Genomic DNA, 17,257 nt, shown 5'->3' with positions numbered 1-17,257 from the left:
TTAAAGAGAAAATATTTATTTTTTATTATTGTTTTGAATCAAACAGCTTAGAATCTCTCGTATTTTTTTGAACAGCAATTGCCGCAAAAACGCTCAATGCAAAAGACATTCCGTAAAAACCCTTTTCGCTTAATAATAAATCAGCATTCCATAATCCGATAATCAATAAAACGATTGAAGCAATTGTAGCAAACCAACTCAAACCATAATAAATTTCTGTTACTGCTAGCTTTTCTGCTTTATCTCTCACGCTTTTTTGTACCGAAATGACTGAGAATAATCCGAATAAAAGAATTACAAAATAATATCCTTTTTCATTTAATTCCATTGTAGCATTCCATAAACCTACACAATATCCTACTGTTCCTGCTAACAAAGCTGTCCAAGATGCGCCAACAAAAGCAGCTGTTGGTTTGTAGGGATTTGTTACTGATTTTGATCTTTTTGATGATTTCTCATTTACTTGATTGTTGTTTTCTATTGTTTCCATATTCATTGTTTTTTTGATTAATTATGATACGAATTTCTAGTAATCTGATTTTAAAAACAACATAATATTTTATATAAACTGACGAAATATTTTTATATTTAAAAATCTAAATTTGTCAACAATGGATAATTTAAGTGAATTAATTTCATTATTAAATACAGAGAATTATAATGATTTTATCAAATATTTAAAACAAAATAACAAAAGAAATGATACGAAGAATATACAGTTATTAAAATTTATAAAAACTGACGATATAAATAGTATTAAAAAACTTTATAAAGACAAAAAAAATAATGATGCTTACCATGCTTTGAGAAAAAGATTACAAGATAATTTGTTACTTTTTTTATCAAACAAAACCTTTCAGAATAATGCAAATGATGCAAACGAAGCGTTGAAATTATTGGTTGTTGGAAAATTTTTGTACGAAAATAATCTTGAAAAAATAGCTAATAAATGTTTAATAAAAGCTGAAGCAAAAGCCTTGAAATTAGAGCAATTTAGCTTATTGAATGAAATTTATTCAACTCGATTACAATACAATCATCTTCATCCGAATGATAATTTTGAAGAATTATCGAACAAATTTATTCATAATCAAACACAATTAAATAACGAAGCTAAACTAAATATTGCTTACGCGCATTTGAGAAAAGAATTGGAAAGAGTGATTTACAAAGGCGAAATTATTGATTTATCTACGTTACTGCAATCGACTATGAATCAATATAATATTTCTTTAACTTCAATACTTACATACAAATCCTTGGTTCAAATTTTAGATATTGCAAACGAATATGCAGCAATTCACCAAAATTATAAATTGGTAGAATCTTATATCGAATCGAGTTATAAATTTCTTGAAAATCAACAACAAAATGCTGAACATCATTTATATTATCACATTCAAATTCTCTATTATTTAGCTAATTTTAGTTTTAGAAATTTAGATTTTGAACAAAGTTTTCACTATTTAGATGATATGCAAAAGTTGATGGAAAAGCAGAATAAGTTTTATTATTCAACTTTCTATCAAAAACATCAATTAATTCTTGCGTTGAATTTTCATTTTACAAATCGTCCTGAAAAAGCTTTAGAAATCATTGAAAATGCATTAAAAACATCTTTTAAAAAGGTTGATTTATCGATTATGAATGATTTACAAGCAACATACACGATGTTTTTAGGTCAACAAAAGAATAAATTAGCATTAAAGGAAATAAGTAAATTAATTCATACAGATAATTGGTACGAAAAGAAAGTTGGAATGCTTTGGGCGATTAGAAAAAATCTAATGGAGATCCTTATTCATGCGCAATTTGAACATATAGATTTTGCATTAACAAGAATTAAAAGTTTCAAACGACGATATAAAACTTATTTGGAAAGTGTGAATGAAACGAAAGTGGTTGATTATGTTGTTTTGGTTGAGAAATACTTACTGAATTCTACTATTTTGCAAAAGAAGTCTTTTAAAGAAAAGATAGAAAAGTTGGAATTTTCAACTGACCAAGATGTGTTTTTGATGAGTTATATTGGTTGGTTAAAATCTCTTAATACTTCAAAAACTCCATACCAAACAACTTTAGAAATGATAAAAAATAAATCCGAGTAAAAACTCGGATTTTATGTTTTTTAATCTAAACGATTTTTATTTTTTTGGTAAGAAAACTTCTGCCATCATACAGCGAGCGCTTCCTCCACCAAGTTTTTCAATCAAATCAATTTTAACTGGTAAAATAGGATTATAATTTTCAATCTTAGAAATTTGTTCTTCTGTTAATGAATTATAAGCTGTTTGCGACATCACCAAATAAGATTGTCCTAAACCGCCAACTTGTAACATATTTCCTGCAAATTGATGCATTTGAGCTTCTGTTATTGTGATGATTTCTTTGTTTGTTTCCATTAAATATTCACAAACGGCTTTCTTTTCTTTTTTATCATCAATCGAATCCAAACAAATAATCGCGTATTTATCTGCAATGCACATCATAACATTAGTATGATAAATAGGTTTTCGCTCGTTATTTACAGTTTGATTGGCATGAAAAATAACTGGTGTATATTCTAATTCTTCACAAAATTCAATCAACAAATCTTCGTCTGTTCGTTGAGAAATACAAGCATAAGCCAATTCATTTTCACGATCAAGAATAATGCTTCCTGTTCCTTCTAAAAAAATATTGTCTTCTTCGGCAGAAGAAAAATCAATTACATCATCAATATGAAAACCTTTTTCTTCCAATAAACTTAATACATCTTCTTCTCTACGTTCTTCTCTTCTATTTTTCGCAAACATTGGATACAAGACAACATTTCCGTTATCATGAAAAGAAATCCAGTTATTTGGGAAAATAGAATCTGGTGTATGCGGAGAAGCTGTATCTTTTATGGTAATTACATTCACGCCTTTTGAGCGAAGAGCAGAAACCATTCCTTGAAATTCTGACAACGCTTCTTTCTGAATTTCTTCTTGAGAATCAGTTGTTTCAGTTTGAAAATAATTGTTAACAGCTGTTTCTGGATTGTAATAAAAAGCTGTAGGTTCAACCATCAAAATAGTTGATGTATATTGTTTTTGTTTCATTTTATTTTCGGATTAATGGCATTGTTGAACATCTTAATAAACCTCCCATTTTAGATATATTTCTGTAATTTATTGCTTCAACTTTTATGTTCCAAACATTTTCTAAATGATCATTTAAACGAGTGAAATTCTTTTCTGAAACGACAACTTCAGGAGAAATAGAAAAAACATTTGGATTCATACAATACATTTCTTCTTTGGTTACTTCGAACAAATTTTCTTTACCAAAAATATCGACAATTTGCTGATATTCATGTTCAAATAAAAATCCATCTTTATAAATAATAGCTTTGTCGTTTCCAACTGGATTGAATGTACAATCTAAATGTAAAATTCCTTCGTAAGGATTTTCATCATTCTTCTTCAATTCGAAATCTAATACTTTTTTATTTGGAAATTTTTCTTTGATATAATTTACGAACTCTACATTTGTGCGCCCAGTTTTGTAATTTTTGAAATCTGATTGTTTGTAAGTTCCAACAAAAATATAATCATTATATAAGATAACATCTCCACCTTCTACATAAATTTCTTCAGGTAAAGTATTGATTTTATTTCCTTTAAACATATTTTTTATATCACAATATGCTTGTAATTCTTCGAAACGATCAGGAATAATATTTGAAACAAAAAACTCATCCTCAATTACAAAACCGACATCACGAGAAAAAACTTGATTACAATTTTCTATTAATGTTGGACGTAAAACTTCTACATTGTATTTCTTCAGAATTTGTTCGAATTCTGACATTTCTACAATTAAATCTTCCTCTTTTGGATAATCATTATTTTTTACAGTTTCATAAGATTTTGCATCAAAAGTTTGCTCTATTGTAGGGTTATCTCCATTAGATTCTGCCCTTCCTAAGACTACAGTTTGTAGTTGAGCAGTTTCATTCTGTACGTTTAATTGCATAATTTTTGTAGTTTTTATTTTTGTGTTCCAAAAAAAATCTCGCAATTGCGAGATTTAATTTTGTATAAATATACATTTTATTTTTGAATTCCTAAAGCTTTTAAGCCATTAACTGTTGCAATATTCGAAAGATGTTCCACATCATAGAAGTGACAAGATTCTAGCATTACTCGCAGTTCTGTTAATAAATGACCATCGGAAAAAGGTTTATAAATATCATTAATATTATCTGTTCCGAAAGCTACATTAATTCCTCTTGGAATCATTTCATCAACTGGTGTTACAGAATTATGTGAAGGCGCTAAGCGTTCTGTTCTATTATGATCAATCCAAGCAGTTGGACAAGAAACAATGTGCATATCCGCTTTGTTAATCAAATCGTATAATTCGTAACGATATTTTCTAGGATGAGCTGCTACTGAAATTGAATGAACTGCAGAAACTTTTCCTTGCATTCCGTGTTCAATTGTTTTTAGAGCTAATTGTTCTGTTTCTTTTTCTTCGTCTGTATTAAACTGATCAACGTGAACATGAACCAACTTATTTTTAGCTTTTGCTGTAGATAATAAAATATCTAAATGCTCATCTTCTCTTCCAAAATCTTTTGCAGGTAATCCTCCGATGATATCAACAAAATCTGAAGACATATCAAACCATTCGCGTGCTTTAGGATCGATAACACCTTTCAATACTTGGTTTGCAAAACGCATTTCGATATCTTTTCCATAATTATCTTTCAAGCGTTGTGCTGCTTGAATACTACGATCTTCAATTACTTCGTCTGCATCAATAAAAGAGCCAATTGCTTGACAACCTTGCTCTAACATAAAGTTAATCGCTTTTTCCATACGAAAATAAATATCATCAACTGATGAATTACGTTTCATATCATCAACTAAATGCCATTTTTCTTTAAGATAAGAATTAGATAATGAGAAAGTGTCCGAAGTCAATGAATAAGCTCTGTCTAAGTGTGAATGCGTGTTAACCCAACCTCCTTTTTCTTTGATTCTTTCAAGTACTTCTTCGATTGGATTATAATTTTGTTTGTTCATCGTGAGTTTGTTTGTTTTCGGGATGTAAAATTAACAAGATTATTCAAGAGAAATGAAGCGATATTATCAAAAAGATTTGTGTAACTTTGTGCCTTTGTTAGTAACATCAGCGAATAAAAAAAGTCCAACACAAAAGTTGGACTTTTTCTATTTATAATTCCTTTTCTTTTTTCAAAAAAACTTCAATTTTACCATTTGGATATTTCTTATCGGTTTTGCTTACAGTAATATATTTAATATCATCTGAATTCATTTTAGATAAAACATTTATATCAACTCTTTCTCCATCTACAAAAACAGCTGGATCATTTGGTTCTTTAATTATTGAACTATCAAAAATTCCTTTTCTTGGTGAGTCATTTACATCTTGTGCAAAGCTCAACATTGGAAGAAATGCAAAGGCTAATAATAATTTTTTCATACATAGTTAATTTACATAAAGTTAGTAAATAATTTTATATAAACTAATTTTTATATGTTCGTTTTACAGATTGAATTCCTTCTATATTTTTTAATTCTGTCATAATTTTTTCTAATTCGGTTTTATTCTTAACAGAAACTGTAATTTTTCCATCAAATATACCTGCATCTTCAGATAAATTAATACTATGCATGTTCAACGAATTGTTTTTCGAAATGACTAAAGTAATATCGCTTACCATTCCAGCACGATCCAATCCTTGCAATTCTATCAATGCTTTGAATTCTTGTTGAGAAGAGTCAATCCATTTAGCTTTTATAATTCTGTATGCATAATTTGCTTGTAAAGAAACTGAGTTAGGACAATCTACTTTATGTACTTTTATTCCTTTTGAAACTGTAATAAAACCATATACTTTATCTCCAGGAATCGGATTACAACAACTTGCTAATTCATAATCCAAACGTTCTTCATCGTTCCCAAAAACAAGGCTATCTAATTTTGTTTTATCTACAGGAGCTTCATCTTTTTTTGTGGTATTAAATGTTGATTTTCTGAAACGATTAATCAATCCTGTAAATCCAGTATTTCGTTCAGCAAATTTGCGTAAATCATTGTTGTCAATAATTCCCATCGCAACATTATAAAAAACATCTTGACTAGAACTTAACTTAAAGTATTGCTGTAATTGATTAATCGTATTCTCACTAAAATCTACCTTTAAGTGTCTTAATTTTCGCTGAATTATTTCTTTTCCTTCTTCTGCAACTTTACGTTTATCTGAATTTAAAGAAGCTTTAATTTTACTTCTTGCTTTACTCGTTACAACATATTCTAACCATTCTAATTTTGGTTTTTGTTGCGTAGAAGTAATAATTTCTACTTGATCTCCACTTTGTAATTGATGCGAAAGCGGATATAATTTCCCGTTCACTTTTGCACCTAAACAATGATCACCAACATTACTGTGAATAGAATAAGCAAAATCTAATGAACTAGCTCCCTTTGGTAATGAATGCAAATCTCCTTTTGGTGTGAAAACATAAATTTCTTTTGAATACAAATTGAATTTGAAATTGTCCATAAATTCAATTGCATCTTTTGTATCTTCTTGTTCTAACATTTCACGAACTTGATGAATCCATTCATCAACTTTTGTTTCGTCGTCAGATACATTTTCTTTATACTTATAATGTGCAGCTATACCCATTTCTGCAACTTCGTCCATTCTCTCTGAACGAATCTGTATTTCAACCCAGCGTGCTTGTGGTCCCATAACAGTTACGTGAAGAGATTCGTAACCAGTTGTTTTTGGTTGAGAAATCCAATCGCGCATACGTTTTGGATTTGGAATGAATAAATCCGTTACTAAAGAATAAATTTTCCATGCCAAGAATTTTTCATTTTTTCTATCTGAACGATAAATTATGCGAATTGCAAACAAATCAAATACTTCCTCAAAAGGAATTGATTGATTAACGGTTTTTCGATAAATTGAATTGATTGATTTTGATCGTCCTTTTATTTCAAATTCTAAACCTTCTGCTTCAAGTTTTTCTGAGATTGTTTTACAGAAATCGTCGATATATTTTTTTCTCTCTGCTTCTGTTTCAGTTAGTTTATGTTCAATATTATAATAAGCATCTGGTTTAGTATATTTTAAACTCAAATCTTCTAATTCTGATTTGATATTATACAATCCCATTCTATGAGCTAAAGGTGCATAAATAAAAATGGTTTCAGAAGCTATTTTCAATTGTTTATCCTCGCGCATACTTTCTAGCGTACGCATATTGTGAAGACGATCTGCAATTTTGATCAGAATTACACGAACATCTTCTGATAAAGTCAGTAATAATTTTTTGTAATTCTCTGATTGTATCGAAACATCTTGTTTATTTAATACCGATATTTTTGTTAATCCATCAATGATTTTTGCAATCTTTTTACCAAATAGTTTTTCAATATCTTCTAGCGTGTAATCTGTGTCTTCCACAACATCATGCATCAAAGCAGCTGCAATAGATGTCGCACCAAGCCCAATTTCGTCTGCTACAATTTTAGCAACAGCTATAGGATGATAAATATATGGCTCACCAGTTTTTCTTCGTTGATCTTTATGAGCATCAACAGCCAAGTCAAAAGCTTTACGAATTAGCTTTTTGTCTTCATCTGATAAAGTTACATATGTATTTTGAAGCATCTCTTTATAACGTCTCGTTATCTCAATGTTCTCTTTCTCTAATTGTTCGTCTGTAATAACATGAGGCGTATCCATCTTTCTTATGTTTTTGTTGATTTGGAAAAAAGCTAACATTCTCTTTATTCATCTGCTTTCTTCGAAGGATTAAATATACAATATTTTATTTTTTAAAGCCTATAATATTTATTCGATTTTACTCTATATTTTTATTGTTTTCTTGCTTTCTATCTAATGAAACGCAATTAATTTTTGAAATATAAATCTATCGTCTTAATTTATAAAAAGATAAATATTCTTAAATCAAAAGAATAATCTAGATTATTTAAATCGAGTAAAGCAATAAGAATTAATAGGTTTAATATAATAAATTTTCTCATTTATTACTTCAAAAACAGTTATCCATAAATTACTATTTTTTCTTCAATTTTTACATAAATTTGAATTAGAAATATCATTCAATGCCAAATCAATCAAAATCGTTAGAAGATGTACACGAAAGTGTTCAAATAAAAAAAGGAAAATTTAGAAAAATCTTAAGTTTTTTTGGACCTGCTTACTTAATAAGTGTTGGTTACATGGATCCAGGAAACTGGGCTACGGATTTGGCTGGTGGAAGCCAATTCGGATATACTTTAATTTGGGTATTATTAATGAGTAACATTATGGCTTTACTGTTGCAAAGTCTATGTACACGTTTAGGAATAGTACGTCGAAAAGATTTGGCACAATGTAACCGAGAAACTTATCCAAAAGGTATGAACTTTGTTTTATACATTTTGGCTGAAATTGCTATTGCAGCTTGCGATTTAGCTGAGATTTTAGGAATGGCAATTGGTCTAAATTTACTTTTTGGTATTGATTTAATTTACGGTGTTTTAATCAGTTTCTTAGATACTTTTCTTTTACTCTATCTTCAAAAATTGGGAATGCGTAAAATGGAACTCTTCATTGTTGGACTAATTACAATGATTGGTTTATGTTTTTTAACAGAAATGTTTCTTGCAAAACCAGATTTTGGTGAAGTAGCAAAAGGTTTTATTCCATCTATTCCAAATAGTACAGCTTTATATATTAGTATCGGTATTATTGGAGCAACTGTAATGCCGCATAATCTTTATTTACATTCGGCTCTCGTTCAGACACGGCAGATAAAACGAGATAATTTTTCAATAAAAAAAGCGCTCAAATATAATTTTTGGGACAGTGCAATCGCGCTTAATTTAGCTTTCTTTGTAAATGCTGCAATCTTAATTTTAGCTTCTTCCGTTTTTCATAAAAATGGTTATCATGATGTTGCTGAGCTGGAAGATGCTTATCGATTATTGGGAACAACTTTAGGAACAGATTTAGCTCCAAAATTATTTGCTGTTGCCTTGATTTTAGCAGGACAAAGTTCTACTGTAACAGGAACTTTAGCAGGTCAAATTGTAATGGAAGGATATCTACATTTGCGTATTAATCCTGTTTTGAGAAGAATTTTAACACGATTATTAGCGGTTGTTCCAGCGGTTGTTGTGATCCTTATTTTTGGAGAAAAAGAAGTTGGTTCTTTATTAATTTTTAGTCAAGTTATTTTGAGTATGCAATTGGCTTTTGCAGTTATTCCATTGATTCATTTTGTGAGCGATAAAGCAAAAATGGGAAATTTTGCAATCAATACAACAACCAAAATTTTTGCTTGGGCAATTGCATTTATTATTTCTTTTTTGAACGCACAATTGGTTTATCAAGAATTTAATAAATGGATGGATGATAGCCATTCTTATTCGTTAAATATTTTTCTTGTTGGTTTAGAAATTGGACTTTTAGTGTTGTTGATGTTGACATTTTTAATTCCAATTATGATGAAGAAAAAAGATGAAAATCCAAAAGAAATTCACGAACCATTTGAAAAATTTTCGTTGGAAGAAATCTCAAATCAACACTTCAAAAAAATTGTTGTAGCACTAGATTTTTCAAAAACAGATAGAAAAGTTATTAATTATGCAACACAATTGGCAACCAAAGAATCTATGATTATTTTGGTTCATGTTGTTGAAAGTGCTTCTGCAAAATATACTGGAGAACATTCTAATGACGAAGAAGCGCAATCTGATTTAAAACGTTTAGAGCAATATGCAGAAATTATTCGTCCTTTGTTCAATGAAACAAAAATCGAATTAGGTTATAATAATAGAATCACTTCTATTGCGGAAATTTGCAAAAGAAACAAAGCAGATTTATTAATTGTTGGTTCACATGGACACAAAGGTTTTATGGATTTTATTTTTGGAGAAACCGTAAATAAACTAAGACATCGTGTCAATATTCCAGTTTTTATCGCGAAATAATATAAAAAGCCATTTAGAAAATATCTGAATGGCTTTTTAATTTTAACTAAAAAATATAAAAAATTACTTATGAGATAAGTATTCTATCATTACTTTATTTTCTTGTAAAACAGCATGATCTAAAGCTGTTTTACCTGTATTATCTTTAATGTTTAAGTCAGCGCCAGATTCAATCAATTTTTCAGCAATTTCATTTTGACCAAATGTTACAGCAAAAATCAAAGAAGAAGCGCCATTAAAATTCACTTGATTAACATCTGCTTTATTTGCAATTAATAAATTTGTCATTTCTGGATATCCTCTAAAAGTAGCTCCCATTAATGCATTGTTTCCTGATAAATCTTGAGCATTAGGATTTGCTCCTTTCGATAATAATAATTTCGCAGCATCTGAACTATTGTTATAAACAGCTAAAATTAAAGGTGTAAATCCGCGTTCATTCGCTTCATTTATATTGCTTCCTTTTGATAGTAATTCTTCTATTTGCTTCACATTATTTTCTCTTGCTGCGCTAAACAAATCTTGTGCAAAAATTGAAGAAAAACTCAATAGAAATAAACTTAAAAAAATATATTTTTTCATAATAAATATGATTTAATGTTAGATGAAAGTCATGGAGCCGAACTCAATCGACTCCAATCCAATAAGAATTATTTTGGTAAAAATTGTTTTACGTCGTTCATAGAAGTATTTGTAGCCTTCATTAAACGTCTTCCATATTCATTATTTGCTTGGTAAAAATGTGCAATCATTTTTTGAACAATTACTTTATTTTTAACCGAATTTAAAGCTCCAGATAAATTTTTAATTAAATTATCTTGCTCTTTCTTAGAGAATGATTGATACAAATCACCAGCTTGTGCAAAGTTGTTTTCTTTATCAATTACATGCTGTGTAGTAGCAGTTTGAGGAGCAAAAACCGATTTCGAATATTTGTATTTTGCATTATCTACAACTTCAGGAACATTTGTTGAAGGTTGATAATTAACATCTCCTTTTTGTTCACGAATAGACATATAACCATCTTGATTATATGTTTTTACATTATTTTTTGGCGCATTCACAGGTATTTGTTGGAAATTCCCTGTTAAACGATGACGTTGTGTATCAGCATAAGAAAACAAACGACCTTGTAATAATTTGTCTTCAGAAGCTTCGATTCCAGGAACTAAAGTTGATGGAGCAAAAGCAGCTTGCTCAACTTGTTGAAAGTAATTTGTCGGATTTTCATTCAATGTCATTGTTCCAACTTTAACCAATTTAGCAATAGATTCAGGCCAAATTTTTGTTACATCAACAGGATTGAAATCTAATTTGTCAAAATCTTCTCTTTTCAAGAATTGAACATATAAATCCCATTTCGGGAAGTTTCCTTTATCGATTGCATTACGCAAATCTAAAGTTGCATGTTCAATTGCTGTAGATTGAATTTTATCTGCTTCTTCTTGAGTTAAATTTTTAGTTTCTTGTTGAGGAACCCATTTATATTTTACATAAGTAACTTCACCTTTAGCATTTACCCATTTGTATGCATGCACACCATTTCCTTCCATTTGACGGTAATTTGCTGGAATTCCGTAATCAGAAAATAACCATGTTAACATGTGAGTAGATTCTGGCAAATTAGAAAAGAAATCAAATACACGATTTGCATCAGATGCTCCATTTGTCACAGGAGATGGTTTGAATGCGTGTACCATATCTGGAAATTTAATCGCATCGCGAATAAAGAAAACAGGTAAATTATTTCCTACTAAATCATAATTTCCTTGTTCTGTATAGAACTTAACAGCAAAACCACGTGGATCACGATATGTTTCTGGTGAACCTTGTTGATGTGTTACAGTAGAAAAACGTACAAATAATGGTGTTTTTTTACCAGCTTTAGATAAAAAATCGGCCATTGTAACATCAGAAAAATCTTTATCAGCTACAAATTCTCCGAAAGCCCCAGCTCCACGAGCATGTACAACACGTTCTGGAATACGTTCACGATCGAATGCTGCTAATTTTTCAATTAAATGAATATCTTCCAACAAAACTTGTCCGTTATTTCCTATTGTTTTAGAATTTTGGTTATCTCCAACTGGAGCACCAGAGTTTGTCGTTAGTTGTTGAGCAAATCCAATTGTAGAAATAAATGCTAAGCTTAATACTAAACTTCTTTTAATCATAATTATAGTTTTATTCTTTGTTTTATTATTTTAAGACAAAGCAAAACTAGGTTGTGTATAGTTATAAATCAAATCTATAAAATCTATGAGATATAATTAATTTTTATAATAATTATAATTCAGTTATTTATAATCAATAAATTAGAGATATATTATTTAGTAATAAACTAATAAAGAAAAACTATTGCAACTTTTAGAAATAAAAAAACCGCTTAATCAGCGGTTTTTGATATATATAATAAATAGTATTTAATTTTTTCTAAATCGTTGGAATGACATCGAAGGTTTAATTTTTATCGATTTATTAGTGATTAATACCATTAAATTCAAATGTTGGTTGAACATCCATAATGAGTTTCCTTCAACCTCTACTCCTTGAGGAGTTCTGATAAGTTCTAAATTTGTGTACATCATAATCGCTAATTTTTTGGTTGACGTTAATTTTGTGTTAAAAATAAAAATCGATGTTAATTTTATTTAACACAATTGATAAAATTAAAAGTTTCTAATATAATTAAGTGTTTTTATATTTATTGTATTAAAACATAAACTGTACCAAAAAAGTTCGAAATTGTTTTTTGAATGTTAAATTTTAAGAAATTTGACTCCAACCTACTTTATCCTTATGATTTTCTATAAAATATTTTTTTGTTAATTCATAAATTGGAGAAGAAAGCGTTGGATCTTGCGAAAGAATGGCTTCCACAGATTTTCTTGCAGCATACAAAACTTCTTTGTCTTTAGCTAAATCGGCAATTTTAAGATTAAGAACGCCACTTTGCTGTGTTCCCATCATATCACCTGGCCCACGTAATTCCAAATCTACTTCTGCTACTTGAAAACCATCATTTGTTTCGCACATGGTTTGTATACGACGTTTTGAAACTTCATTTAACTTTCCTCCTGTTATCAAAATACAATATGATTGTTCTGCTCCTCGTCCAACTCGACCACGAAGCTGATGCAATTGAGAAAGTCCAAAACGTTCAGAATTTTCGATAATCATTACAGAAGCATTCGGGACATTTACACCAACTTCAATCACAGTTGTTGCAACCAAAATTTGAGTTTCGTTATTTTTGAAGCGATTCATTTCAAATTCTTTGTCCACAGGTTTTTGTCGTCCATGTACGATGCTTATTGCATATTCTGGCAGCGGAAAAGCACGAGAAATACTTTCGTAACCATCCATCAAATCTTTCAATTCTAGCTTCGCAGATTCTTCTATTAACGGATAAACGACATAAATTTGACGACCTTTCGCAATTTCATCTTTCATAAATTTAAAAACACTCAGACGATGCGCATCTGTTTTATGAAGCGTTTTAATTGGTTTTCGTCCTTTTGGTAATTCATCAATTACAGAAACATCCAAATCGCCATACAATGTCATTGAAAGTGTACGTGGAATTGGTGTGGCTGTCATCACTAAAACATGTGGAGGAAGTTTTGCTTTTCTCCAAAATTTAGCGCGTTGTGCAACTCCAAAACGATGTTGTTCATCAATTATAGCTAAACCTAAATTCTGAAAAATAACACTATCTTCTAGCAAAGCGTGTGTTCCAATAATTATTTTAAGCTTTCCATTTTCAAGGTTTTCTAAAATTGGTTGACGTTTTTTCTTTGTTACAGAACCAGTCAATAATTCTACTGAAACATCTAATCCGTTTAATAATTCAGTAATACTTTCGTAATGTTGTATTGCAAGAATTTCAGTTGGCGCAATTAATGCAGCTTGAAAACCATTGTCTATGGCAATCAACATCGTTAATAAAGCAACCATCGTTTTTCCTGAACCTACATCACCTTGCAGCAAACGATTCATTTGTGCTGGCTGACGAAGATCTGAACGAATTTCTTTAATTACTCTTTTCTGTGCATTTGTCAATTCAAAAGGTAAATATTCATTGTAAAATGTATTGAAATAATGACCAATTTCTGGAAAAGGATTACTTCTATTCTTTTGTTTATTAACTGCTTTTTGAGATAAATTTGCAAGATTTAGAAAGAAAAATTCTTCAAATTTAAGGCGACGAATTGCTGCATTTAGCTCTGTTACATCTTTTGGAAAATGAATTGCTTTCAAAGCTTCATTTCTGCCAATTAATTTATAATGATTGAGAATATTTATTGGTAAATTTTCAGGAATATCAATGTTTTCAGCAAAAAGATTCATCATCATTTTTTGTAGAACACGATTTGTAATTCCTTTTTTTGTTAACTTTTCGGTGCTCGGATAAACAGGAAACAATCCAAGCGGAATATTTTTTGTATCTTCAACTAATTCAATTTCTGGATGTGTGATGCTAAAATTATTGTTGAATAAATTTGGTTTTCCATAAATCACAACTTCTTTAAAAAGATCATTTTTCAATTTCTCTTTTTGCCACGAAGAAACTTTAAACCAAACCAATTCCAAAGTTCCTGTTCCATCTTGAAATTTTCCGACTAATCGTTTTACTTTTCCTTGGTTAATTTCTTCTAATTGAACAATTTTACCTTTCAATTGAATTTCGGCAGCTGTTGAAGAAATCTCAGATATTTTGTAGAATTTTGATTTATCAACATAACGAAACGGAAAATGTTGAATCAAATCCTCGTATCTAAAAATTCTGAATTCGCTTTGCAAAGTTTTTGCACGTTCTGGTCCAGCACCTTTTAAATATTCTATTGTCTTTTTTAATGGATTCTGATACATTTTTCTATTTTCGAAAGTCGCAATTTACCAATTTTTAACGACAAACAATGTCATCATTGTTACAAAATAAGCTCGAAGAATTGCTTTATATTTGTAAGAAATTAGAATTAAATGAATTTAACAGAATACATCGACAAAGGTTTATCTTACGAAGCTTATATTACAAGAGTTGAAGATGATTTGGAAAATGAGATAGAGAATGACGATCCGAAAGAATATGTACAATATTATGCTTTGGGATTGCAACGTATGAATAGAATTTACAAAACTTTCAAACTAAATCCTGCTCAAGAAAAACGTGTTGAATCTCCAGCAAATAATTTTAAGTTATTAGTAATTACTGAAGGTTGGTGTGGAGATGCTTCTCAGATTATTCCTGTTGTAGAAAAATTAGCAAATACGCTAAATGTTTCGACGCATTATGTTTTACGTGATGAGAATTTGGAATTGATGGAGAAATATAAAACAAATGGAGCTGCTTCTATTCCGATTATTATTGGCGTGAATGAAGATAATGAAGAAATTTTCCGTTTTGGTCCTCGTCCAAAAGCTGGAATGGAAATGTTAGCTCGTTTCAAAAATAATCCAGATAAATATTCGGCAGATGATTTTCACGAAGATTTACAAAAATATTACAACACAAATAAAGGTGAAGATATTGTAAATGAAATTTTAGATTTAATTGATGAAACTAGAGTTGATTAATCATTTTTTTGAATTTGTTCAACTTGTTATTTGTTCGCATCTTTGTGTAAGACTTTATTGAAAAAAGAAAATGAAAGGAAATAAACAAATTATTTTTGCCATCGTTGTAGTTATTGCTTTAGTTGCTATTATGTTTACGCCAATCGGCACATTTTTTAAAAGTAAAATAGAAGATAATAGCCATGTTGCTGGTTCTGATGTTGAATTATCAGAAAGTGATTATGATATTGATTTACTTGGATATAATGGCGCTACAAATACTAATTTAATTGATTTTAAGAAAAGTGGTGAAGTTGTTTTTTTAAATTTTTGGGGAAGTTGGTGCCCGCCTTGTGTTTCAGAAATGCCTACAATTCAGAAATTATATGAAGCAAAAGGACAAAAAGTGAAATTTGTATTGATTGCAATTCAGGATAAACCAACTGTTTTTAATCCATTTTTGCAAAAAAACAATTATACAATGCCCATTTACGAACCAAATAGCCCAATCTCGAACAATATGTTGCCAAAGGTTTTTCCTACAACTTATATCTTAAATAAAAAAGGAGATGTTGTTCTGAAAGAAACAAAAACAAGAGATTGGAACGATAAAGAAATTAATGATTTATTAGACAAGTTAATTGCTGAATAAATTTTATTCAAAATATAAAAAAACGTTATTAATCAATTAATAACGTTTTTTTTATATCTATATAATTTCTACTTTCTTTTTAATAAAGTTAATTTTGCACCAAAATAAGTCATTGGCAAATATGCGATAAATCCATCTAAAATAGAAAACCATGTTGGAGCTGGAATTACAGCAATCATGTATAAACCAAAGCTTAAATATAAAATTCCGAAAGCCAATGCTAACTTCATTTTGCTTTTAGCTGCTAATTTTGCAATAACAAATCCTCCTGTGAATGATCCTAATGCATGAGCCAAAAATGGGAAAAGATAATTCTGTGGTTTTAGCAAATGCATTGTTTCCTGCATAGCTTCTGTTGAGGAAATGTCGGCTCCTTCTGGAACAGGAATTACGTTGTTTCCTAAAATAATCAAACTTATATTAACAATATTTGCAAGAAATAATCCTATTAAAAATGCTAAAATATTTCGGATAATTGGATGCATAAATTTAAAGTTCTCTCATTAAAGCTAATTGTAATAAAGCTGTTGTTGTATTTTGGTTACGCGTTGTAGCGCTTACATTTAATAAATTTTCGAAAAAATTATTATTCAATTTAGTTTTTCCATAACCAGATGGACAATATAAATAAACCACATCATCTGTAATAAAATATTGCTCTTCTTCAGTTTTCGATTTTTCTACTTTTTCCAGATCAATTTCCAAAGGTTTATTTGCTAAAAATGTATAATGCAAAAATTCTTTATCAATCTCTAAATCCTTTGTGAAAGGATTGTTATCAATTATTTTTTGTAATTTTTCGATAGTAAGTATTAAGATAGGAACTTCGAATGCTAAACTTTCTACAATTTTATCGTGAATTAGATCACCAATTTCTTTTGTATTATTCAAATTCGTAGAAAAAACAACATTACCACTTTGCATATAAGTTGTAACATTTTCTAGTTGAAGCTCTTCCAAGAGTTTGGTCAAAACATCCATTTTAATGATTTTTTTACCACTTACATTTATCCCTCTTAGAATTGCAATAAAAGTATTCAA

At 29.5% G+C, this 17,257-nt stretch carries 16 protein-coding genes; 4 read left to right on the top strand and 12 right to left on the bottom strand.

Features of this window, described 5'->3' with window-relative positions; genetic code table 11:
• Positions 1-25: 25 nt before the first annotated feature.
• Entirely contained in the window at positions 26-490 is a 465-nt protein-coding gene (gene yiaA, locus ACMHJW_RS03855; protein WP_413532103.1) for an inner membrane protein YiaA, read from the bottom strand.
• A 121-nt stretch (positions 491-611) separates the two neighbouring features.
• Between yiaA and ACMHJW_RS03850 the strand changes: the two genes are divergently transcribed.
• Positions 612-2,108 (top strand): hypothetical protein, encoded by a 1,497-nt coding sequence (locus ACMHJW_RS03850; RefSeq protein ID WP_413532102.1) that lies wholly within the window; start codon positions 612-614, stop codon positions 2,106-2,108.
• A gap of 36 nt (positions 2,109-2,144) precedes the next feature.
• On the opposite strand, the gene ctlX is transcribed toward ACMHJW_RS03850, so the two are convergent.
• From ctlX to ACMHJW_RS03825, 5 genes are all read right to left on the bottom strand, one after another.
• Positions 2,145-3,083: a citrulline utilization hydrolase CtlX gene (gene ctlX / locus ACMHJW_RS03845; RefSeq protein WP_413532101.1), complete on the bottom strand. Its 939-nt coding sequence runs from the start codon at positions 3,081-3,083 to the stop codon at positions 2,145-2,147.
• Between the two features lies 1 nt (position 3,084).
• Positions 3,085-3,999 carry a dimethylarginine dimethylaminohydrolase family protein gene (locus tag ACMHJW_RS03840; RefSeq protein ID WP_413532100.1) on the bottom strand — a complete coding sequence of 305 codons (915 nt, stop codon included), beginning with the start codon at positions 3,997-3,999 and terminating at the stop codon, positions 3,085-3,087.
• 77 nt (positions 4,000-4,076) lie between these two features.
• Complete coding sequence (locus ACMHJW_RS03835) at positions 4,077-5,054, bottom strand: amidohydrolase family protein (RefSeq protein WP_413532099.1); 978 nt, start codon at positions 5,052-5,054, stop codon at positions 4,077-4,079.
• A 151-nt stretch (positions 5,055-5,205) separates the two neighbouring features.
• Entirely contained in the window at positions 5,206-5,475 is a 270-nt protein-coding gene (locus ACMHJW_RS03830) for a hypothetical protein (RefSeq protein ID WP_413532098.1), read from the bottom strand.
• A 43-nt stretch (positions 5,476-5,518) separates the two neighbouring features.
• Entirely contained in the window at positions 5,519-7,753 is a 2,235-nt protein-coding gene (locus ACMHJW_RS03825; RefSeq protein WP_413532097.1) for a RelA/SpoT family protein, read from the bottom strand.
• A 383-nt stretch (positions 7,754-8,136) separates the two neighbouring features.
• On the opposite strand from ACMHJW_RS03825, the gene ACMHJW_RS03820 reads away from it, so the two are divergent.
• The gene (locus ACMHJW_RS03820) at positions 8,137-10,008 is read left to right on the top strand and encodes an Nramp family divalent metal transporter (RefSeq protein WP_413532096.1); all 1,872 of its coding nucleotides are present in this window, start codon (positions 8,137-8,139) and stop codon (positions 10,006-10,008) included.
• A gap of 63 nt (positions 10,009-10,071) precedes the next feature.
• Here the strand turns inward: ACMHJW_RS03820 and ACMHJW_RS03815 are convergent, their stop codons facing one another.
• The 4 genes from ACMHJW_RS03815 to recG form a co-directional block, all read right to left on the bottom strand.
• Positions 10,072-10,590, bottom strand: a complete 519-nt coding sequence (locus ACMHJW_RS03815; RefSeq protein WP_413532095.1) for an ankyrin repeat domain-containing protein — start codon at positions 10,588-10,590, stop codon at positions 10,072-10,074.
• A 68-nt stretch (positions 10,591-10,658) separates the two neighbouring features.
• The gene (locus ACMHJW_RS03810; protein WP_413532094.1) at positions 10,659-12,182 is read right to left on the bottom strand and encodes a catalase; all 1,524 of its coding nucleotides are present in this window, start codon (positions 12,180-12,182) and stop codon (positions 10,659-10,661) included.
• A 249-nt stretch (positions 12,183-12,431) separates the two neighbouring features.
• Positions 12,432-12,596: a hypothetical protein gene (locus tag ACMHJW_RS03805; protein WP_413532093.1), complete on the bottom strand. Its 165-nt coding sequence runs from the start codon at positions 12,594-12,596 to the stop codon at positions 12,432-12,434.
• Between the two features lie 178 nt (positions 12,597-12,774).
• Positions 12,775-14,880 carry an ATP-dependent DNA helicase RecG gene (recG, locus tag ACMHJW_RS03800; RefSeq protein ID WP_413532092.1) on the bottom strand — a complete coding sequence of 702 codons (2,106 nt, stop codon included), beginning with the start codon at positions 14,878-14,880 and terminating at the stop codon, positions 12,775-12,777.
• 111 nt (positions 14,881-14,991) lie between these two features.
• Here recG and ACMHJW_RS03795 point away from each other — a divergent pair, with 111 nt between their 5' ends.
• Together ACMHJW_RS03795 and ACMHJW_RS03790 are read left to right on the top strand one after the other, a co-directional pair.
• Positions 14,992-15,585 (top strand): thioredoxin family protein, encoded by a 594-nt coding sequence (locus tag ACMHJW_RS03795; RefSeq protein ID WP_413532091.1) that lies wholly within the window; start codon positions 14,992-14,994, stop codon positions 15,583-15,585.
• 70 nt (positions 15,586-15,655) lie between these two features.
• Positions 15,656-16,216 carry a TlpA family protein disulfide reductase gene (locus ACMHJW_RS03790; RefSeq protein ID WP_413532090.1) on the top strand — a complete coding sequence of 187 codons (561 nt, stop codon included), beginning with the start codon at positions 15,656-15,658 and terminating at the stop codon, positions 16,214-16,216.
• A gap of 68 nt (positions 16,217-16,284) precedes the next feature.
• On the opposite strand, the gene ACMHJW_RS03785 is transcribed toward ACMHJW_RS03790, so the two are convergent.
• On the bottom strand, positions 16,285-16,701 hold the full coding sequence (locus ACMHJW_RS03785; protein WP_413532089.1) for a hypothetical protein: 417 nt from the start codon (positions 16,699-16,701) through the stop codon (positions 16,285-16,287).
• 4 nt (positions 16,702-16,705) lie between these two features.
• The gene (locus tag ACMHJW_RS03780; protein WP_413532088.1) at positions 16,706-17,257 is read right to left on the bottom strand and encodes a DUF1697 domain-containing protein; all 552 of its coding nucleotides are present in this window, start codon (positions 17,255-17,257) and stop codon (positions 16,706-16,708) included.

The sequence above is a fragment of the Empedobacter brevis genome (genome assembly GCF_965118635.1).
Lineage (GTDB): Bacteria > Bacteroidota > Bacteroidia > Flavobacteriales > Weeksellaceae > Empedobacter > Empedobacter brevis_A.
This window is presented reverse-complemented; position numbering and strand designations above follow the sequence as displayed.